Origin of the sequence: Pseudomonas sp. YNh (assembly GCF_037993085.1) — a bacterium.
Classification (GTDB): Bacteria; Pseudomonadota; Gammaproteobacteria; order Pseudomonadales; family Pseudomonadaceae; genus Aquipseudomonas; species Aquipseudomonas putida.
This window is the reverse complement of the sequence record NZ_JBBMRJ010000050.1, coordinates 1-19,811: the sequence shown is the minus strand read 5'-3', so window position 1 is coordinate 19,811 and position 19,811 is coordinate 1. Positions and strand designations below refer to the sequence as shown.

Genomic DNA, 19,811 nt, shown 5'->3' with positions numbered 1-19,811 from the left:
TGTGAACAGTCAGAATCGGGCATTTAGTCCCACCACCCCTTCAAGTCTAACCATACAAGCGGGTTTACCCGCGAAGAAGGCAACACGGTGGATGGCACGGGCTACGCCCGTGTTCGCGGGTGAACCCGCTCCCACAAGGAATACGCGAGAATCACGGTTTTTGGTAGGGGCCGGGGTTAGTGGAAATCCCGGCTGCGCACATCCAGCCCTTGCAGCAACGGGCTCACATCTTCCAGCCGCCGTGCAATCAGGTGCCGCACGCCGTTCTCCTGCTCCAGCCGCCCACTGACCTTGAGCAGCTGCGACCCCACCAACGCCCGCCGCTGCCGTTCGGCAATGTCCCGCCACACCACCACGTTGACCATCCCGTGTTCATCTTCCAGGGTGACAAAGGTCACTCCGCTGGCGGTCTGGGGTCGTTGGCGGCCTACTACCAGGCCGGCCACGGCAATGCTGTCGCCATGCTCGACACCTTGCAGCTCACTCGAACTGCGACACCCCAGCGCCCTCAGGCGTGAGCGCAACAGTGCCAGCGGATGCGGCCCCAGCGTGGTACCCAGGGCCTGATAATCGGCCATCAGGTCTTCACCTACGGTTGGCACAGGCAAGTCCACTGGCGTTTCAGGCACCGGTTGCACCTCGGCAAACAGGGGCAGCTGCGGCTGAACCGCCGCCACCTGCCAGCGTGCCTGGTGCCGGTCACTGGCCAGGGCACGCAGCGCCCCGCCATCGGCCAGGCGGGCCCGGGCCCTTGAATCGAGCCCTGCACGCAGGCACAGGTCTTCGACATCGCGCCATGGCCGTTGCCCCCTCGCCTGCTCCAGGCGCCTGGCATCGGCCTCGGCCAAACCGCGCACCAGGCGCAAGCCCATGCGAATAGCCAATGTGCCTTCAGCATCAGGCTCGAGGGTGCAGTCCCACTCGCTGTGGCAGACATCAACCGGTCGCACCTCGATACCTTGGCGCCGGGCCTCTTGCAACAACTGGTCAGGGCTGTAGAAGCCCATGGGCCAGCTGTTGACCAGCGCGCAGGTAAAGATTGCCGGTTCATGGCACTTCAGCCAGCTGCTGGCATAACACAGCAAGGCAAAGCTGGCCGCGTGCGATTCCGGGAAGCCATAGCTGCCAAAACCCTTGATCTGCTCGAAGATGCGCTCGGCAAACGCCAGGTCGTAACCATTGCGCAGCATGCCTTGCACCAGCCGCTCACGGTGCGGTTCCAGGCCACCGTGGCGCTTCCAGGCCGCCATGTTGCGACGTAGCTGGTCGGCCTCGCCCGGCGTGTAATCGGCAGCAACCATGGCCAGCTCCATCACCTGCTCCTGGAACAGCGGCACGCCCAAGGTACGCTCGAAGACTTCCTTGAGCTGCGGCGATGGGTAGGTGACGGGCTCCTGCTTCAGGCGCCGGCGCAGGTACGGGTGCACCATGTCGCCCTGGATCGGCCCGGGGCGGACAATCGCCACCTCGATGACCAGGTCATAGAACGTGTTAGGCCGCAGCCGGGGCAGCATGGCCATCTGCGCCCGCGACTCGATCTGGAATACCCCCATGGTCTCGGCGCGGCTGATCATTGCGTAGGTGGCCGGGTCTTCGCCGGGGATGGTGGCCAGGGTCAGTTGCTGGCCGCGATGGCGCTGGAGCAGGTCGAAGCAGCGGCGCAAGGCACTGAGCATGCCCAGCGCCAGCACGTCGACCTTGAGCAGGCCGACCATGTCCAGGTCGTCCTTGTCCCACTGGATCACCGTGCGCTCCGCCATCGCGGCATTTTCCACCGGCACCAGCTGGTCGAGTGGCTGCTGGGAGATGACAAAGCCGCCCGGGTGCTGCGACAGGTGCCGGGGGAAGCCGATCAGCTCGCCAGCCAGCACCAGCACCCGCCGCAGTGAAGGGCTGCCGGCCTCAAAGCCGGCCTCCGCCAGGCGCTGGTCATCGGGGATGCGGTCGCTCCAGCGACCACAGCACTTGGCCAGGGCATCCACCTGGTCTGCCGGCAAACCCAATACCCGCGCTACATCACGCACCGCACCCGCGGCATGGTAGGTGTTGACCACCGCCGTCAGCGCCGCACGGTGTCGGCCATAACGGCGAAACACATACTGGATCACTTCTTCGCGCCGGTCGTGCTCGAAGTCCACGTCGATATCAGGCGGCTCGTTGCGCTCACGCGAAAGGAAGCGCTCGAACAGCAGGCGATGCTGCATGGGGTCGAGCTCAGTAATGCCCAGCACGAAACACACCACCGAGTTGGCGGCCGAACCGCGGCCCTGACACAAGATGCCTTGGCTGCGGGCGAAGGCGACGATGTCGTGCACGGTCAGGAAGTAACTTTCGTAACCAAGTTCCTCGATCAGTGCCAACTCCGTGGCCAGCACATCACGCACCTTGTCACTCGGCCCGCCTGGCCAGCGTAGCGGCAAGCCTTGCTCGCACAGTTCACGCAACCAGGTTGCCGGGGTATGGCCCTGGGGCACCAGTTCGCGCGGGTACTGGTATTTCAACTCGCTCAGGTCAAATTGGCAGCGCTCGGCAATGGCCAGGGTCTCGGCCAGCAGGTCGGCAGGATAGAGTTCGCCCAACTGTGCCTGGCTGCGCAGGTGCCGCTCGCCATTGGCAAACAGAAAGCGCCCGGCTTCATCCACCCGGCAATGCTGGCGGATGGCGGTCATGCAGTCCTGCAAGGCACGGCGACCGCGCACATGCATGTGCACATCGCCACAGGCCACGGCGCGGATACCTACTTCAGCCGCCAGGCCTCGCAAGCCTTGCAGGCGCAGGGCATCGTCACTGCCCCGGTGCAGGTGCACGGCCAGCCACAGGCGTTCGCCGAACACACTGCGTAACCACTCACCCGTGGCAGTGTCGGCGCAGTCATCGGCCACCCATAGCGCCAGCAGGCCTTGATGGTGTTGTTGCAGGTCTTCGCGAAACAACTGGTACTCGCCCTTTTGCGCCCGCCGGCGGGCCCGCGTGATCAGCGCGCACAAACTCTGGTAACCGGCCAGGTTCTCTACCAGCAGCACCAGCTTGGGGCCGCCCTGTAAAAGCACCTCGCTGCCCACGATCAGCCGCAGCTGATGCGCCTTGGCAGCCTGCCAGGCACGAACGATGCCAGCCAGGGTGCATTCGTCAGTGATCGCCAGGGCCTGGTAGCCCTGTTCACCCGCGCGCCGGAACAGCTCGTCAGCGCTCGAGGCCCCGCGCTGGAAGCTGAAGTTGGACAGGCAATGCAGCTCGGCATAACCCGGCGTGCTCATGCGAACCACCCCTGCAGCCACAGCGGGCCGGCCTGGCCCAGGTCGCGGTAGGCCCAGCCGCGCAGGCCATCACGGGTTTCGATGCGGTAGTAGTCGCGGCGCACGTCGCCGCCATCCCACCAGCCCGACTCGATGCGTTCGGCCTGGCCGTGTACCTGGTAGCTGGCGGTGTCCAGCGCCATCGGGGCTGGCAGCAGCCAGCCGGGGCGAGTGCCCGGGGCAACCGGCATGCTGCCTTGGGCGCCTTGCTCGGTCAGCTGCCAGGCGCATTCGGGGCGATGATCGGCTGCCGCGCTCAGCCCCTTCACGGCCTCATCCCCCAGGCGAGCGCGCAGCCGCTCGCGCAATTGTTCCCAGGGTTGCGCCTGCTGCGCACGAGGGTCGAACAACGCCTGGTGCTGGGGCACGAAGGTTGGCAGGTCCTCGGCAACCAGCCGCACGTTGCGCACGGGTGCGGGAATGCGCAGCGGCTCCAGGCGCCCACGGGTCAGTTCGAACAGCATGGCGGCATCGCGTTCGGCAGCCAGCAGGCCGACCGTGAGCAGGGTGTCCGGGCCTTCGGCATGTTCCAGGTGCAGGCAAAAGCGCTGCACGCCACAGTCGCGCCCGGCGAGGAATGCGGCAAGGTCGTTGAGCATGCGCCGCAGCGGGAACAACAGCGCCTGGTGCGACTCGACATCGAAGTTCAGCTCCAGCCGGGTTTCGAAACGGTCCGGTGGCTGGTAGAAGGCCAGCCCCAGATTGCGCAGGCCAAGCAGCTGGTCGAGGTGCAACTGCACCTGGGGCGCAAAGCGCTTGGCCAATGTATCGCGCGGCAAGCACAGTACATGGCCCAGCTGGCGCAGGCCCATGCGGGCAAAGGCTTCGGCGGCGTCTGCCGGCAAGCCGATACGTGTGATGGGCATGCCTAGCAGCGCCGCACGGGTGGCGTCGGCATCGCCCACGGCCAAGCCATCATGAGCATTGGCAAGCATGCGCGCCGCTACCGGGTTGCTGGCCAGGACAATGCGTTGGCGCAGGCCCAAATCTGCCAGTTCCTGGCGCAGACGTGCCTCGAACAAGGGCCAAGGGCCGAACAGTTGCAGGCTGGAGCCTACTTCCAGAAGCAACGCCCGCGGGTAATGCAGGCTGACCTGGGCACTGAAGCGATAGGCCCAGGCCGCCAGCAATTGCTGCACCTGCTCGATACGCCTGGGGTCGGCTTCAACGCAGGTGAAACCATCCGCCAGGGCACGTGCCGCCGTCAGGGTCTGCCCTGCCCTCAACCCAAGTGCGGCCGCTGCCGGGCTGACCGCTTGCAATACCCGGCGCTGGGTAGGCCCGCCAAGCAGCACCAAGGGAGTATCGGGGTCGTCACGCTCACGCAGGACCGTGTCCAGCGCCAGCTGCGGGAGCAGGATGCAGGCCCAGAGCATGGTGCATCAGCCCCGCCCCGGGCAGGCGATGGGCAGCGCAGGTGGCATGCCGCCCCGGCTTTTAAGCACACGCCACTGCGCCGGTCGGGTGTCGACGGCAACCCGCAGCGCTGCTGGCGAAGGGTTGTGTGCTGCCTGGTGCGGCCGGCAGGCGAATGCCAGCGCCTGTCCGGTTTCTGCGGCCACCTGCAAACGCCGCAGGGCCCGGTCATCGGCACGTTCAGGCCAGCACAGCACCGCCGCGCAACTGCCCGAGCGCAGGCACTGCTCGGCCGCCCACAAGGCATCGGCAGGGGCGGCATCCACCTGCACCAGCCAGCGCAGGTCTACCCCGGCTGCCTGCCAGGCCGGTGCGTAAGGGATGAACGGCGGTGCCACCAGTACTACCCGGCTGCCTTCAGTGCTCAGCCGCGCCAGCGTGGGCCACAGCAGTTGCAGTTCGCCGCAACCGGGGCTGGCCAGTAGCAACTCACTGAGTGCCGCCGCCGGCCAGCCGCCTTCAGGCAGGCGCTCGTCAAGGGCCGCATGGCCGGTCGGCTGCAAGCCGAGTGGCCGTGCCTGGGCCTGCCGCCCGCGCCAGACACGGCGCTGATCGAGCAGCCTGTCGAGGTCGACCACTGCGCCCATCAGTCACGCCTCAGCAGGCCGCAGAACACGCCTTCGATGAAAAAATCCTGTTCAGGCTGCACATCGATGGGTGCATAGGCCGGGTTGCGTGGCAACAGCCGGTAACCGCTGCCCTGGCGTTGCAGGCGCTTGATGGTCACTTCGCCGTCCAGGCGCGCAACCACGATCTGGCCATCGCGGGCGTCGGCCTGTTGCAGGATGCCGACCAGGTCACCGTCGAAGATGCCGTCGTCGACCATCGAATCGCCACGCACTTTAAGCAGGTAGTCAGGGGTGCGGCGGAACAGGCTGGGGTCGATCAGCAACTGTTCGTGGATATCGAGGTCCGGGCCGATGGGGGCGCCCGCCGCCACCTGGCCCAGCACCGGCACTTCGAGGATTTCAGGCCGGCGCAGCGGTTCGGCCAGGCGAATGCCCCGCGCCTGGTTCGGCGTGACATCTATATAACCGGCCTGGCACAAGGCTGTGATGTGCTTGCGCGCAACGCTGCGCGAAGCAAAACCGAAGCGCGTGGCGATATCGGCCAGGCTCGGTGGCTGCCCTTGATCGGCAATGCGCTCGCGGATGAATTCGAAAATCGCGCGGCGTTTGGGGGTAAGATTGTCCATGGAGCACATTTGTACTCTTTTCGGAGCACGCTGAACAGCCCCCTTCGTCGTCAGCTTTGGTTATGATCCCCTGGCTTGTGTTTTCTTGATCTGGATACCCCATGCTGACCGCCCTGCTGTTCGACCTCGACGGAACCCTCACCGACACCGACACCCTGCACCTGCAGGCCTTTCGCCAACTGCTGCGTGAGCATGACGGCCGCGAACTGAGCCAGGCGCAGTTCGATGCCCAGGTCAGCGGCCGCGCCAACGGCGAGCTGTTCGCCGAGCTGTTTAGCGGTGCGAGCGTCGAACAGTGCCGGGCGCTGGCCGACCGCAAGGAGGCGCTGTTTCGCGACCTGTCACCGTCTCTTGACCCGATGCCAGGCCTGTTGCGCCTGCTGGAGCATGCCAAGGCCCATGACATCGGCATGTGCGTGGTGACCAACGCACCGCGGCTGAACGCCGAACACATGCTGAACGCCATGGGCCTTGGCCAGCAGTTCGAGCATGTGCTGGTGGCCGAGGAACTGGCGCGGCCCAAGCCAGACCCCCTGCCCTACCTCACCGGCCTGCAGCGGCTGGGCGCCGAGGCCAGGCAGGCGCTGGCCTTCGAGGATTCATTGCCGGGGGTTGCGGCCGCCAGTGGCGCGGGGATATTTACCGTGGGCGTGGCCACGACGCAGACGCCGCAGCGGTTGCTGGAGGCGGGTGCCAAGCTGGTTGTGAACGACTTCAATGACCCGGCGTTGTGGGCATTGATCGAGCGTATGGCTTAAGGTGTGGGGTATGTTTGAGACCGAGCGCCGCGCGGGCGGCGCTCGATCTCAAACACCCCATAACTCTATAGCCATACCCACCCAGGCCCCATGCTGATCGACGAAGAACTGACCCTCAAAAAGCTGGAAACCTTTCTTGCCTTCATGCGCACCGGCAACCTCGGCCGCGCGGCGGTCGAGTTGTCTACCAGTGCCGTCAGCGTGCACCGCGCCATCCACTCGCTGGAGAGCGCCCTGCGCTGCCCGTTGTTCAAGCACGAAGGCCGCCAGCTGATCCCGCTGGAAAGCGCCTACGTGCTGGAAAAGAAAGCCCGGCAGCTGATCCAGGACGCCGAGCAGATGGTGCGCCAAACCCGCGAAGCCGCGGGGTTCTACGCCGAGCGCTTCCGCCTGGGTGCGCTCTACTCGCTGACGGTAAAAACCGTGCCCAAACTGGTCATGGGCCTGAAACTGCGCCGCAGCGAGCTGAACATCGACCTTACCCTGGGCTCCAACGTCGACTTGCTGCAGCGCCTGAAAAACCATGAGCTGGAAGCTGTCCTGGTGTCACTCGACGAAAGCGTCAGCGACCCGGCCTGCGAGCAGCTGCCGCTGTTCTCCGACGACATCTTCCTAGCTGTCCCCACCGACTCGCCCTTCGCCGGACAGGCCGAGGTAGACCTGGCCGACCTCGCCGACTCCACCTTCATCACCCTGACACAGGGCTTCGCCACCCACCGCGATGGCGCACGGGTGTTCCAGCAGGCCGGCTTCGAGCCCAAGGTGGCCATGCAGGTGAATGACATCTTCACCCTGCTGAGCATGGTCAGCTCGGGTGTGGGCTTTGCCCTGCTGCCGGGGCGTATCGCGGCTGTGTACGAAAACCGCGTCCGGCTGATTGCCTTGAAGCCGCAATACCGCTTGCAGCAGCACATTGGCGTAGTGTTTCTGAAGGCTAGGGAGCGGGAGCCGAACCTGCTGGCGTTGCTGGCGGAGTGCCGGATGTACAGCCTTGAGCGCTAAACCGTAGCGCAGCATTTCGCCCCTGCAGCCACACTGCCAATGCCGCCAGCGCAGCAGGCAACAGCAGCGAAGCGAACACTTGTTCAAAACTCCAGCCCAGCGCCAGCATCTGGGCCCCGGCAAAGGCGCTGAGCACGGCGCCAATGCGCCCGATGCCGCTCATCCAGCTGGCCCCGGTCGCCCGCGCTTGCGTCGGGTAAAAGGCCGCCGCCAGTGCATTCATGCCAACGCTCGCGCCATTCAGCCCAAAGCCCACGGCGCAGGCAATGGCGCACAGCCAGGCGAAATCCCCCGCCACCTGGCCAATCGTGAAGATAACCGCGCCGCTGAACAGAAACGTCAGCATCAGTACGCGCTGCGGGTTACAGCGGTCCATGGCCCAGCCCACTGAAATCGCCCCTACCGGGCCGCCAATCTGGAAACAGGCCGTGACAATGGCGGCTTCAGACACCGAAAAACCTCCGCCCTCCTTCACCAGTGTCGGCAGCCAGCCGCTGAACAGGTACACCAGGAACAGCGCCAGCACGTAGCCAGCCCAGAGCATGCAGGTACCAAAGCGGTAGCGCGGCGAGAGGATAGTACCAATCGCACCGCCAGTGCCCTGGGGTTTGGCGGGCATGACGAAGGTACTGTCGGCATTGACATGTTCAGGGGCCAGGCGGCGGACAATGGCCAGAATGCGCTGGCGGTCTGCACCTTTGCTGACCAAAAAGGTGACCGATTCCGGTAGCCGCCAATACAGCAGCGGCAGGACCAGCAGCGGCAACACCCCGCCCAGCACCAGCACACTGCGCCAGCCCAGGTTGGGTATCATCCAGGCGCTGACGAAACCACCCATCGCTGCCCCCAGGGAGAACCCGCAGAACGCCAGGGTAATCAGCAGCGAGCGGCTGCGCGCCGGGGCGTATTCGCTGACCAGGGTGCTGGCATTGGGCATTGCAGCACCCAGGCCCAGGCCGGTAAGAAAACGCAGCGCGACCAGGGTTTCCAGGTTTGGGGAAAAGGCCGAGGCCAGGGTCCAGATGCCGAACAGCAGCACGCTGCACAGCAATACTGCCTTGCGCCCGTAGCGGTCAGCCAGGGGGCCGGCAATCAGGGCGCCAAGGGCCAGGCCGATCAGCGCAGCGCTCAATACCGGGCCCAGGCTTTGCGCATCCAGGCCCCAGTCGCTTTTCAGCTGCGGGGCAATGAAGCCGATGATGGCCACGTCCAGGCCGTCCAGGGCGATGATCAGGAAGCCGAGGAATACTACCCATTTCTGGTAGCGGCCGATGGGTTGCTGGTCGATCAGTTGGCGCACGTCGAGTGTGTTGTTCATGGGTATCACCTGTTGTTGTTTTTATGACGGTGTTTCGGGGCCGCGTTGCGGCCCAATCGCCGGCAAGCCAGCTCCCACAGGGGGATCATGGCCCCTGAGAACAGCACTCCACCTGTGGGAGCCGGCTTGTCGGCGATTGGGCCAGCACAGGCAACATCACTGCCTGTCGAGGCTGCGCAGATACACAGGCCTTATGATCCGTGTTTCCTGCGTCACCACCAGGTCACGGGTGGCATGCAGATAAGCAGCAAAATCCGGGTCGGCATCCCGCGCCGCGCTGCGCTTTTCAAAGTCATCCAGGCTGTCATAACCCCACAGGTGCACCACCTGGTTCAGCGGCCCGATGCTACTGGTGTAGAACGCCAGTGGTGCGCCGAGGTGGCGCAGCAGGATCGGCATCGCCAACTGGTCGAAGGCTTCGAGAAACGCCGCCATGCAGCGCGGCCGGATGGTATAGATGCGGTGATCGACCACTGCCTTGTCCATCACGCCACCTCCCGCGCATTGCCCGCCGCTGCCAGCCCCTGCTCCACACCAGCCAGGTGGCGCCCGGTGATGTAGCCAAAGGTCATGATCGGCCCGAGGGTAATGCCGGCACCGGGGTAGTTGCCGCCCATGATGCTGGTACGGTCGTTACCCACCGCATACAACCCTTCGATGGCCTGCCCGTCGGCGGCCAGCACTTCACCGACCACGCTGGTGCGCAGCCCGTCGAAGGTGCCCAGATCGCCCATGATGACTTTCACGGCAAAGTACGGCCCCTCACCCACTGGCGCCACGCAGGGGTTGGGCTGTTGCTGTGGGTCGGCCAGGTAGCGGTTGAAGCTGGTACTGCCGCGCCCGTACTGGCGGTCTTCACCCTGCACTGCGCCAAGGTTGTATTCGCGCACGGTCCGTTCCAGCCCTTGCGCATCGATACCGGCCTTGCCTGCCAACTCAGCCAGGGTCTTGCCCTTGAGCAGGTAGCCGTTACGCAACAGGGGCCCCGTCGGCATGGGGGCAGGCTTGGCGAAACCCAGGCCGTACTTGGCCAGGGTGCGGCGGTCGCACACCAGCCACATGGCGGTTTCTGCCTGGCCGGCACAGGCTTCGATCAGTGCTGCGCCCACGTCGTGGTAGGAGTTGGACTCGTTGGTGAAACGCTGGCCCGAACGCAGCACCCCGATCACACCCGGTTTGTAGCGGTCGAGCAGATGCGGAAAGGCGATGTAACGCCCGCCCCCCACAGGCACCTTCGACACGGGCATCCAGGCGGCTGGCGCTTGCAGGCGGATATCAACCTTTGCCCCCAACGCCTCGGCCATGCGAGCGCCATCGCCGGTATTACCCGCTGGCACCGGTGAAAAATGCTCACCACCACGGCGCACATGCGGGTAGGCCTGGCGCAAACGTTGCAGGTCATGGGAGAACCCGCCACAGGCCAGCACCACCCCGCGCCGTGCCTGAATGCGCAGTTCGCTGTTGCCTTCCCCGGCCAGTGCCCCCACCACCCTCCCACCGTCGCGCAGCAACTGCCGCGCCGGGGTGCCGGTGAGGATCGGGATGCCCAGGTCCAATGCCGAGCGCACCAGGCGCGCCGCCAAGGCATTGCCGCTGGTAACCTGGGTACCGCGGCGATACAGGGCAAGCTCCTTCAGGTGGGTGAGCAGGCGCCTGGCCACATACACGAACGAAGTCAACGAACGGGTAACGTTGAAGAAGTGCTTGAGGTCGGCATTCGACGAATTGAACATCATGCCGATGAAGGTGATGGTTTTCAGCGGCGGGCGCAGGCGTGCCATGTCCGGCCCCAAGCCGCGGATGTCGTAAGGTGCGGCCAGTATCGAGCGGCCCACATCCACGCCCCCTTCGACTTGCGGGTGATAGTCGGGGTACAGCGTGGGCACGAACTTCACGGCGGTTTCCGTCTCGAAAAAGTCCACCATCTGCGGCCCGTAGCGCAAGAACGCCTCCACCCCGGCCGCGTCAAAGCAGGCATCGGTTTCGTTGCGCAGGTAAGTCATGGCCGCCTCAGGGCTGTCGTTGGCGCTGTGCCTGTTACCGGGCACCCACAACACACCGCCGGAAAACGCCGTGGTACCGCCAAAACAGTCGTCTTTTTCGATGACGATCACGTCAAGGCCATGCTTCTTTGCAGTAATGGCGGTCGCCAGGCCACCAGCACCCGCCCCGACAACCAGCACATCGCAGTTACGTGTGGTCATGCGCGTGCCCCCTCAAAGCCTGGGCGCGGGATCAGCGCCATGGGCATGCTTTCGAGGCCGCCATCCACGGTCAGCTCTGCACCGTTGATGTAGTCGGCGCGCTGGCTGGCCAGGAACAGCACGGCTTCGGCGATATCCTGCGGCTCACCAATGCGCTGGTTGGCCGTCATGGCGCAGCGCTGGCGTTCGATCTGCGGGTCGGCATAAAACGCTGCGGACAAGGGTGTGCGGATCAACCCCGGGCAGACTGCGTTGCTGCGTACACCGCGCGGCCCCCATTCCACGGCAATCTGCCGCGACAACATGCTGACCCCGGCCTTGGCCGCACTGTAGGCACCGCTGTTGGGTTGCGGGTAATGGGCGGCGATCGAGGCCACGTGCACGATACGGCCCTGGCCACGGGCCAGCATCGAACGGCCGAAGGCCTGGGCACACAACAGGTAGCCCGTGAGGTTGACCGCCAGCACCTGGTTCCATTGCTCCAGGCCCAGCCCGTCCAGCGCACCGGGGCGCAGCACGCTGGCATTGTTGACCAGTACATCGCAGCGCCCATGCAGCGCCTGAACCTGGGCGGCGGCCTGCTCCACGCTGGCCGGGTCGGCGATGTCGCAGCCCAGGGCGCTGACCTCACCGACGCTGTGTTCACCCAAGGTGGCAGCCAGTTCACGGCATTTGTCCAGGTCACGGTCCAGCAGGACCACATGGGCGTGCTGCCCGACCAGGGCGCCGGCCAGCGCCGCGCCAATACCACCGGCGGCACCGGTTACCACACAGACGGCCGAGTCCAGGCCCAGCCATTGAGAGGGGATCTTGTTGTTGTGCATGGTGCTCTCCAGAGTGTCGCTTCATCTGGGCCACAGCCTAGGGCCGGCAGGCACACCGGCAGAATGGACAAAACCTGCAACCAGCCCCACATTCCCGACAATTTTCGCCCTGCCGCCTGAAGCCTGCAGGCAGCTGTGGCACAGTAGCCAGGTACCGAACAGAACAATCACAACAACATGAACAAGATCCCCAACTACGCCCTGTACGGTGAAACCGCACAACCGGTGTGGCACGAAGCCCTGCATGTGGAGCAGATCTCCCAGCGGTCTGGCGCACACAACTGGGAAATAGCCGCGCACCGTCATGAAGGCTTGCTGCAGCTGCTGTACCTGCAGAGCGGCGGCGGTGAAGTGCTGTTCGACAGTGACCGGCTCCAGGTGCAGGCACCCTGTGTGGTCTATGTACCGGCGCAAGTGGTGCATGGTTTCCATTGGGCCGGCCAGGTCGAGGGCCAGGTGATCACCGCCGCCCAGCACCCGCTGGAAAGCATTACCCAAGTGCTGGCACCCAACCTGCTGGCGCAGGTGCGCAAACCACAGGTGATCGCCCTGCCGTCGTGGGCAGCCGACGAAGACCCGTTGCTGCCGCTGTGCATGGCCTTGCGCGAGGAGTACCACAACCGCGCCCGTGAGCATGTGGCCAGCAGCATGGCGCTGTTGCTGACGCTGCTGATTCAGGTGCTGCGCCATGAACCGCACCTGCCCCACGGTGGGCTGCGCCCAGTGTCAAGGCGCAGCCAGCAGTTGACCGCTTTCCGTGAATTGGTGGACATGTATTACCGCGCGCACTGGCCACTGGCGGACTACGCCGCCGAGCTCGGCATGACCCTGGCGACCCTGGGGCGGTTGTGCCAGGAGCACCTGGGCATGACGCCCATGAACGTGATCAATGCCCGGCTGGTGCTGGAGGCCAAGCGCATGCTTGGGCATTCGAGCCTGAGTGTGAAAGAGATCGCCCATGAGCTGGGGTTTGCCGATGTGGGGTATTTCAGCCGGTTCTTTCGCAAGCATGCGGGGGTGAGCCCTAGCGGGTTTCGCGAGGGCCAGTAACATCTGCCGGCTTTTGCTGTGGCCTGCACTGGCCTCTTCGCAGCACAAGGCTGCTCCTACAGGTATCGCGTGCTCACATAGGAGCAGCCTTGCGCTGCGAAGAGGCCGGCGCAGGTCAGCACTAGACCGCCAAGGCCCGCTGCACCTCGCCTACCGTGGTCGCCAGGCTGCTCAGGTGCAAATTCATTACTCGCTCAACCGGCGCCTGATCGAGCGGCCAGTGCAAGGCAATGCTCCCGGCCAGGCGCCCTTCGGCATGCACCGGCAGCGCAATGGCGCGGATCAGGAATGGCAAACGCACCGGGTACTCCCAGTACCCTTCGGTCCGCTGGCCAAAGCCCTTGTGCGCGTCTTCTTCGATGTTGCGCAGCACCGCGTCATCGCGCAGCCGCTCATGGGCCGCCAGGCGTTGCACTTCATCGACCGTCAGCTCACCCAGGCAGGCCCGCCCCATCGCCGAGTGAAACAGGCTGGCATGGTGGCCGACGATCTGGCAGGTATGCGGGTACCGCTTGCGCAATACCTGAGGGATGGCGCTTTCCATCACCTCCAGCCGCTCGCCGTCGAAACACGACAGGTCCACCACCAGCCCGGTGCGCTCGCTCAGGTCCAGCAGCAGCGGTGCAGCACTTTCCACCAGCCGCCGCTTGAAGCGCATCTGCCGGTCACCGAACAACCGCCGCGCGCACAGGCGATAGCGCCGGTCGCTGAGGCCACGGTAGACCCAGCCCTGCTCCTGCAAGGTGGCCAGCATGCGCGAGGCCGTGGCCTTGGGCAGGCCGGTAAGGTAATGCAGTTCTTCCAGGCCCAGCGCCTGGTGCTCGCCCAGCAGGTCGACAATGGCCAGCGCCCGCTCCACCGAACGCACGCCGCCACTGTCTGCCGTAATGCCCATGGGTATGACCTCCCTGTAGCTGGATGGTCAGCATAGCCAGCAAGAACCGCGCCTGCCCAGTGCTTTCATCAGGCCTGCAGGCACGGTGGCGGGCGCCGCTCAACCCACCGGGTCAGCTGCTCATGGGCGTATGCCAGTTGCAACACCGCATGATCGGCCTGGGCCGGGCCTATGATTTGCAGGCCCATGGGCAAACCGTCGCTGTTGAAGCCGACCGGCACGCTGATGCTCGGCAAGCCGGCCAGGGTCGGCCCGATCACCACCTCCATCCAGCGATGGTAGGTGTCCATCGCCCGGCCCCCGACGGCCGTTGGCCACGCCAGTTTTGCATCGAAAGGGAACACCTGGGCCGACGGCAACAACAGGTAGTCGTAACGTTCGAACAGGTTGGCCAAGGCGCGGTACCAGTCGCTGCGGTCCAGTGAGGCCTGGTACAGCGAGGCCGCGCTCAGTTGCAAGGCGCCCTCTACCTCCCACTGTGCTTCGGGCTTGAGCAAGGCGCGCCTGGCTGGGTCGGCATAGGCCGCGCCGAGGTTGCCGTGCACCAGGAAGTGGCGGTGGGTGAGCCAGCATTGCCACAAACGCGCCGGGTCGAATGCCGGTTGGCAAGCCTCGACCCGGCAGCCCAGTTCGGCGAAATCGGCCAACGCTGCTTCACACAGGCCCAACACCCCGTCATCCATCGGCAGGTAGCCGTTGTAGTCACCCAGCCAGCCAACCCGCACACCCCGAAAATCGCGGTGCAGCCCTGCGGCGAAATCGCGTCGGCCCTCGCTCAGCGACAGCGGCACTCGTGCATCAACGCCTGCCTGGGTCGACAACAGCCGCGCCACATCCACCACGCTGCGCCCCATCGGCCCTTCGGTAGCCAGCTGCTGCACGAACAGTTCGGGCGCAGGACCATGTGGCACACGGCCCTGCGACGGGCGCAGGCCGAACACATTGTTGAACGCCGCCGGGTTGCGCAGCGAGCCCATCATGTCGCTGCCGTCAGCCACCGGCAGCAGGCGCATGGCCAGCGCCGCTGCCGCCCCGCCACTGCTGCCGCCGGCCACCCGATGCGGGTCGTAGGCATTGGTGGTGGTACCGAACAGGGTGTTATAGGTTTGCGAACCGAGGCCGAACTCCGGCACGTTGCTTTTGCCAACGATCAGCGCCCCGCTCGCCCGCACCCGCGCCACGCTGATGGCGTCATGCTCGGGTACCTGTTCGGCGAACAACGGCGAGCCCAGGGTGGTGCGCAACCCGGCAGTGGCAGCCAGGTCCTTGATCGCCTGTGGCATGCCGTGCATCCAGCCGCGGGAATGGCCTCGCGTCAGCTCACGGTCACGCTCATCGGCCTCGGCCAACACCGCCTCGGCCGGGCGCAGCGACACCAGTGCGTTGACCTGCGGGTTGCAGCGTTCGATATGCGCCAGGTAGGCCTGCATCACTTCCCGGCACGATACCTGCCGGGCATGGATGGCCTGGGACAAAGCTTGGGCATCGAGGGCAACGATGGGGTCGATGGCTAACGGCTTCACGGTTTTACTCCAAGGTTGAAAGTGGCAGGCTTGCCCGCCAGGGGTGCTTCTTTCAGGCAATAGGTACCCATCAGCGTCAGCAGGCAGGCGAACAGCACGTAGAACGACGGTGCCACCGGGGTAGCGAGCACCTTGGTAAGCCAGGTGACGATCAACGGGGCAAAGCCGCCAAACACCATCACCGCTACGTTATAGGCCACCGAGACACCCGTGGAGCGCACCTCGACCGGGAACTGCTCGGCCAGGGCGGTCGGGGCCGGGCCAAAGAAGCCGCCGATGGCCGTGCACAGCAGTAGTTGCATCACCAGCAGGCGCTCCAGCGAAGGCGCAGCGGCCACCCACACATACAGTGGGTACACCATCACGAAAAAGGCCAGGGTGAAAGCCATCAGCACCGGGCGCCGCCCCACCCGATCAGACAACGCCCCTGCCAGAGGAATGACCACGGTCATCAGCCCCACGGCCAGCATCTGCACCAGCAGCACCTGGTCCAGCGGCAGCCCGAGGCTCTTGTGGGCGAAGGTCGGCATGTTCACCAGCACCACGTAGAACGACACCGTGGCGCCACAGGCCAGCCCCATCGACACCAGCAGGCTGCGCCGATGCTCACGCAGTACTTGCCACAGGCTAGGCGACTGGCCGTTGGCCTGGCGGCGCGCCTCGACGAACTCCTCGGGCTCTTCCATATGCTTGCGTATCCACAACCCGACCGGGCCGATCAGCAGGCCCAGCACGAACGGGATGCGCCAGCCCCAGCTGTCCAGCGCCTCAGGCGAGCACAGGTGGGTAACCAGTGCCACCATCGCCGCCCCGGAAAACACCGCCAGGCACTGCCCTACCAATTGCCACGAGCCATACAGGCCCTTGCGGTGTGCAGGCGCGCTCTCCACCAGAAACGCCGTGGCGCTGGCGTACTCGCCACCGGTAGCAAAGCCCTGCAGCATGCGCGCCACCACGATCAGCAGCGGCGCGGCCATGCCGATGGCCAGGTAGTCGGGGGCAAACGCGATCATGGCGATCGACACGGTCATCAGGCGGATGATCATCTGCATCGCCGCCTTGCGGCCCTTGCGATCGGAGTACATGCCCAGCAACACGCCACCCACCGGGCGCATGAAAAAGCCGACGCCAAAGGTGGCCAGGGCCATCAGCAGCGAAGCGTACTCGTCGTCGGACGGGAAAAACTGCCGGGCGATGATGCTGGCCAGAAAGCCGTAAACAATAAAGTCGTACCACTCCAGGGCGTTGCCGATAACGGCGGCGACCACTTGCCGGGTTCGCGACACGCCGGTGCTCGAAGTCTGCATAGGGAACACTCCACACAATGATTGGGTGATCGCCCAGGCGCGGTCGCGCCCGGGTTCCAGCGGCAGTCGTCAAAAAGGAAAGGTCAGGCGGGCGCGAGCCAGCGCTCTGCCAGCGCGCCCCAGTAGGCGGCACCGGTCAGCAGGATGTCGTCGTTGAAGTCGTAGGCCGGGTTATGCACCATCGGCCGCGATACACCATTGCCGATGAACAGGTAGGCGCCCGGGCAGCGCTGCAGCATCCAGGCGAAGTCCTCGCTGCCCATCAGCTTGCGGGTGTTGCCATCCACCGCCTCGGCACCGAGCAACTCCACCCCCACCTGCGTGGCGAAGGCATTTTCTGCGGCATGGTTGACCAGCACCGGGTAGGCCGGGCGGTGCTCGATGCTGGCACGGCAACCAAAGCTTTCGGCCTGGCTGACGATAATTGCCCGCACCCGCTCCAGGGTCTGCGCCCGCACCTCGGCGTTCAACGCACGCAGGCTAAGGCGTAACAGCGCCTGTTGCGGAATCACGTTGGCCGCTTCGCCGGCCTGCAGGGCGCCGACGGTGACCACCGCAGCCTCCTGCGCATCGATGTTGCGCGCCACCACGGTTTGCAGCGCCATCACCACACTGGCCGCTGCCACCAGCGGGTCTACGCTCAGGTGCGGCATCGAGCCATGGCCGCCCACCCCGTCGAGGGTCACCGTGAGCAGGTCTTGCGAGGCCATCATCGGCCCCTCGCGAAAACCAAGATGCCCGGCCGGCAGCCCGGGCATGTTGTGCATGCCGAACAGCGCATCGCAGGGGAAGCGTTCCAGCAGGCCGTCGGCCAGCATCGCCTCGGCACCGCCTTGGCCCTCCTCGGCCGGCTGGAAGATCAGCGTCAGCGTGCCGTCGAACTGCCGGGTTGCCGCCAGGTAGCGCGCAGCGCCCAGCAGCATGGTGGTGTGCCCGTCATGGCCGCAGGCGTGCATGCAACCTTGGTGCTGGCTGCTGTACGCCGCGCCCGTTGCTTCGTGGATGGGCAGCGCGTCCATGTCGGCGCGCAAGCCCAGCCGGCGTGTGCTGCTGCCATTGCGCAGCACACCGACCACACCGGTCTTGCCGATGCCGGTGTGCACTTCATAGCCCCACGCCTCGAGCAGCCGGGCGACCAGCGCCGAGGTGCGGCTTTCTTCAAAACCCAGTTCCGGGTGGGCGTGGATATCGTGACGGATCGCGTGCAGGTCGCTGGCCACATCGTTCAGCCAGGCCAGGATGTGCTGATGTCGGGACATGTAGAGTCTCCTCGCGCGGGTGGTTTCCCGTTCTTGTTGTTCGCCTTGAGGTCACGACGGGTAAGGCAGGTCGTGCTTGGCTGACAGATAAGCGCGAGGAGAGATGAAGCACAATCGAATCTGGTTTCACACCGTGGAACCGAAAGCATCGAGGCGACCTGGCACCGTTTGCCAGACTGTTCATCCCCTGCCGGCAGGCAGGCGAACCAATGATACTTTTTCTGGCAACGGCTCGAGGATGGCCGACTCCTGGCCGCGTATTCGGTTCCACCCCGTAGCTTCCTTGATGGACTCAATGGCCAACCTACCGAAGGGCAGTCTATTCAACCTGGCTTGATGATAGGTCGACCTCATATCGGTCAACAGTTGCCTGATTTTACCCACACCCGCAAAAGACGCAGCCCCTATCCCGGCCCCAGCCACCAGTTCCGCCCCTATTGACTCAAAGGGCGCTGAAAGAGCGAGCGCTGCCCCGGGTGCCTTGATCACGGTACCGGCCAACCCACCAATAAATATCATCGCATTGTTGGTTCGGCTCGCGTCATCAAACTCCTTCGGTACTGGCCGTCCTTCAGCCTTGGCAATCGAACGTTTGACTATTGCTTTGGATGCCTTGTTCAGCGACGAGAGCATCCCCACCGTTCCCCATACGAGTCCGGTGGCCTGCCCAACTGCACGTGTGGGCGAATGGCCATCGCGGTCGACATGGTTGATGGGGTCACCCGTGCAATAGGCGTATGCATTGAGGCCTCCCCGACCAAACGGGCTGAATGCATCGGGGCTGAGAAAGCGCATTTGCACGGTGTGGTAGCCACGTTTGCCATTACCCAGCAGATAACAGTGCGACGCTTGCGCAACAGCCTCGCCGGCAAAGGCCAACAAAGGCCTGCCCCGAACCACGTGATAACCATAGGGCGTGTATGCCCGCAGCAGGGCATCATTGCCTGTGTGTACTGGGGCTTGTTGGTAGGTTTGCATGGCTTCAATTTCCTGTTAGTGGTGATCGGCCATTCACACTAACCCCATCAACATGCCACAAAAAACTCTCAGACTTGATGGCCGGAAACATTACCCACGGACGATCGAGACTTCCCTATGTATTCAGCTGTTGGATGACGATCTCCATCAAGTCCCGCGCTTTTGCACAAGCCTAATAGATCAATCCAGGCCAACGTATTGAGGGTTAGCAGGATGTAATGGCCACTCTCGGGGCAGACCAGGTACAACTGGTCGTGCGCGTTTTAGATGCGACCCACAATATGCAGTATAAAAAAATATTGGCTCTCGCCATGGCGCGGCAGATCCAACTTGCGCCCATCCGGCAGGGTCAGCGTGGTCAGGTTGCTGAGTGGGTCGTACTCATAGCCCAAGGTGCCAGCGGGTGTGATCTCTTTGGTCAGCCGGCCCAACAGATCATAGGTGTACTCCAGTTTTTCCTCGGTCACCCCGAGCTGCTTGCCGATGCCGGTCGGTTGCCGCGCGATGCTCAGCAGCCGGTCGCCGTCGTCGTAGGCGAATGTCTGGCTCGCATCACGGTTGATCTTGGCAACCAAACGGCCAATGGCATCACGCTCGAACAGCGTATGACGCTCTGGCCGTTCGGCATTCTCGCCATAACCAATCTCATCCAGTCGCGTGAGATGGCCACCGACGTTGTAGCTGAAGCGCCGGGTCAGGTTATCCACCCGTACTTCTTCGCTCAGCCGGTCCGACACGTCGTAGGCAAAGCTGTACGTGGCGTTGTTCTCGTTGACCAGCGCGGTC

Annotated in this window: 16 protein-coding genes and 1 pseudogene; 3 read left to right on the top strand and 14 right to left on the bottom strand. The window is 64.6% G+C overall.

Going from position 1 to position 19,811, the window contains the following annotated elements:
* Nucleotides 1-176: 176 nt before the first annotated feature.
* The 4 genes from WF331_RS28165 to lexA are packed head-to-tail and all read right to left on the bottom strand — an operon-like array spanning nt 177 to nt 5,916.
* Nucleotides 177-3,257, bottom strand: coding sequence for an error-prone DNA polymerase (locus WF331_RS28165; RefSeq protein WP_340623528.1), 3,081 nt, complete (start codon nt 3,255-3,257; stop codon nt 177-179).
* Entirely contained in the window at nt 3,254-4,672 is a 1,419-nt protein-coding gene (locus WF331_RS28160) for a Y-family DNA polymerase (protein ID WP_340623527.1), read from the bottom strand. The genes WF331_RS28165 and WF331_RS28160 overlap by 4 nt, the downstream gene beginning before the upstream one ends.
* Before the next feature lie 6 nt (nt 4,673-4,678).
* The gene (gene imuA, locus WF331_RS28155; RefSeq protein WP_049276772.1) at nt 4,679-5,299 is read right to left on the bottom strand and encodes a translesion DNA synthesis-associated protein ImuA; all 621 of its coding nucleotides are present in this window, start codon (nt 5,297-5,299) and stop codon (nt 4,679-4,681) included.
* Nucleotides 5,299-5,916: a transcriptional repressor LexA gene (gene lexA, locus WF331_RS28150; RefSeq protein WP_174370380.1), complete on the bottom strand. Its 618-nt coding sequence runs from the start codon at nt 5,914-5,916 to the stop codon at nt 5,299-5,301. The genes imuA and lexA overlap by 1 nt, the downstream gene beginning before the upstream one ends.
* Before the next feature lie 92 nt (nt 5,917-6,008).
* On the opposite strand from lexA, the gene WF331_RS28145 reads away from it, so the two are divergent.
* Both WF331_RS28145 and WF331_RS28140 read left to right on the top strand, forming a co-directional pair.
* Nucleotides 6,009-6,665, top strand: coding sequence for an HAD family hydrolase (locus WF331_RS28145; RefSeq protein WP_274138521.1), 657 nt, complete (start codon nt 6,009-6,011; stop codon nt 6,663-6,665).
* 90 nt (nt 6,666-6,755) lie between these two features.
* On the top strand, nt 6,756-7,667 hold the full coding sequence (locus WF331_RS28140; RefSeq protein WP_063424157.1) for a LysR family transcriptional regulator: 912 nt from the start codon (nt 6,756-6,758) through the stop codon (nt 7,665-7,667).
* Here WF331_RS28140 and WF331_RS28135 read toward each other — a convergent pair.
* The 4 genes from WF331_RS28135 to WF331_RS28120 form a co-directional block, all read right to left on the bottom strand.
* Nucleotides 7,600-8,985 (bottom strand): MFS transporter, encoded by a 1,386-nt coding sequence (locus tag WF331_RS28135; protein WP_049276776.1) that lies wholly within the window; start codon nt 8,983-8,985, stop codon nt 7,600-7,602. The two genes, WF331_RS28140 and WF331_RS28135, sit on opposite strands and share 68 nt — an antisense overlap.
* A gap of 156 nt (nt 8,986-9,141) precedes the next feature.
* Entirely contained in the window at nt 9,142-9,471 is a 330-nt protein-coding gene (locus WF331_RS28130) for an NIPSNAP family protein (protein ID WP_016499557.1), read from the bottom strand.
* On the bottom strand, nt 9,471-11,189 hold the full coding sequence (locus WF331_RS28125; protein ID WP_340623526.1) for an FAD-dependent oxidoreductase: 1,719 nt from the start codon (nt 11,187-11,189) through the stop codon (nt 9,471-9,473). Before WF331_RS28125 ends, WF331_RS28130 begins: the two co-directional genes overlap by 1 nt.
* Nucleotides 11,186-12,013, bottom strand: coding sequence for an SDR family NAD(P)-dependent oxidoreductase (locus tag WF331_RS28120; RefSeq protein ID WP_197862847.1), 828 nt, complete (start codon nt 12,011-12,013; stop codon nt 11,186-11,188). The genes WF331_RS28125 and WF331_RS28120 overlap by 4 nt, the downstream gene beginning before the upstream one ends.
* A 177-nt stretch (nt 12,014-12,190) precedes the next feature.
* Here WF331_RS28120 and WF331_RS28115 point away from each other — a divergent pair, with 177 nt between their 5' ends.
* Nucleotides 12,191-13,063: a helix-turn-helix domain-containing protein gene (locus WF331_RS28115; RefSeq protein ID WP_284365165.1), complete on the top strand. Its 873-nt coding sequence runs from the start codon at nt 12,191-12,193 to the stop codon at nt 13,061-13,063.
* Between the two features lie 121 nt (nt 13,064-13,184).
* Here WF331_RS28115 and WF331_RS28110 read toward each other — a convergent pair whose 3' ends face one another.
* From WF331_RS28110 to WF331_RS28085, 6 genes and pseudogenes are all read right to left on the bottom strand, one after another.
* The gene (locus WF331_RS28110) at nt 13,185-13,958 is read right to left on the bottom strand and encodes an IclR family transcriptional regulator (RefSeq protein WP_084966840.1); all 774 of its coding nucleotides are present in this window, start codon (nt 13,956-13,958) and stop codon (nt 13,185-13,187) included.
* A 68-nt stretch (nt 13,959-14,026) separates the two neighbouring features.
* Entirely contained in the window at nt 14,027-15,481 is a 1,455-nt protein-coding gene (locus WF331_RS28105; protein ID WP_084966839.1) for an amidase, read from the bottom strand.
* The gene (locus tag WF331_RS28100) at nt 15,478-16,788 is read right to left on the bottom strand and encodes a citrate-proton symporter (protein ID WP_016499551.1); all 1,311 of its coding nucleotides are present in this window, start codon (nt 16,786-16,788) and stop codon (nt 15,478-15,480) included. The genes WF331_RS28105 and WF331_RS28100 overlap by 4 nt, the downstream gene beginning before the upstream one ends.
* 83 nt (nt 16,789-16,871) lie before the next feature.
* Nucleotides 16,872-18,047, bottom strand: a complete 1,176-nt coding sequence (locus WF331_RS28095) for a M20 aminoacylase family protein (protein WP_049276786.1) — start codon at nt 18,045-18,047, stop codon at nt 16,872-16,874.
* A gap of 180 nt (nt 18,048-18,227) precedes the next feature.
* Entirely contained in the window at nt 18,228-19,025 is a 798-nt protein-coding gene (locus WF331_RS28090; RefSeq protein WP_016499549.1) for an RHS repeat-associated core domain-containing protein, read from the bottom strand.
* 263 nt (nt 19,026-19,288) lie between these two features.
* A pseudogene (locus WF331_RS28085) lies at nt 19,289-19,811 on the bottom strand (HNH/ENDO VII family nuclease); the annotation flags it as partial.

Coding starts and splice junctions, on each gene's coding strand:
- WF331_RS28165 (WP_340623528.1), bottom strand. CDS start 3,257: ATGAGCACGCCGGGTTATGCCGAGCTGCATTGCCTGTCCAACTTCAGC.
- WF331_RS28160 (WP_340623527.1), bottom strand. CDS start 4,672: ATGCTCTGGGCCTGCATCCTGCTCCCGCAGCTGGCGCTGGACACGGTC.
- imuA (WP_049276772.1), bottom strand. CDS start 5,299: ATGGGCGCAGTGGTCGACCTCGACAGGCTGCTCGATCAGCGCCGTGTC.
- lexA (WP_174370380.1), bottom strand. CDS start 5,916: ATGTGCTCCATGGACAATCTTACCCCCAAACGCCGCGCGATTTTCGAA.
- WF331_RS28145 (WP_274138521.1), top strand. CDS start 6,009: ATGCTGACCGCCCTGCTGTTCGACCTCGACGGAACCCTCACCGACACC.
- WF331_RS28140 (WP_063424157.1), top strand. CDS start 6,756: ATGCTGATCGACGAAGAACTGACCCTCAAAAAGCTGGAAACCTTTCTT.
- WF331_RS28135 (WP_049276776.1), bottom strand. CDS start 8,985: ATGAACAACACACTCGACGTGCGCCAACTGATCGACCAGCAACCCATC.
- WF331_RS28130 (WP_016499557.1), bottom strand. CDS start 9,471: ATGGACAAGGCAGTGGTCGATCACCGCATCTATACCATCCGGCCGCGC.
- WF331_RS28125 (WP_340623526.1), bottom strand. CDS start 11,189: ATGACCACACGTAACTGCGATGTGCTGGTTGTCGGGGCGGGTGCTGGT.
- WF331_RS28120 (WP_197862847.1), bottom strand. CDS start 12,013: ATGCACAACAACAAGATCCCCTCTCAATGGCTGGGCCTGGACTCGGCC.
- WF331_RS28115 (WP_284365165.1), top strand. CDS start 12,191: ATGAACAAGATCCCCAACTACGCCCTGTACGGTGAAACCGCACAACCG.
- WF331_RS28110 (WP_084966840.1), bottom strand. CDS start 13,958: ATGGGCATTACGGCAGACAGTGGCGGCGTGCGTTCGGTGGAGCGGGCG.
- WF331_RS28100 (WP_016499551.1), bottom strand. CDS start 16,788: ATGCAGACTTCGAGCACCGGCGTGTCGCGAACCCGGCAAGTGGTCGCC.
- WF331_RS28095 (WP_049276786.1), bottom strand. CDS start 18,047: ATGTCCCGACATCAGCACATCCTGGCCTGGCTGAACGATGTGGCCAGC.
- WF331_RS28090 (WP_016499549.1), bottom strand. CDS start 19,025: ATGCAAACCTACCAACAAGCCCCAGTACACACAGGCAATGATGCCCTG.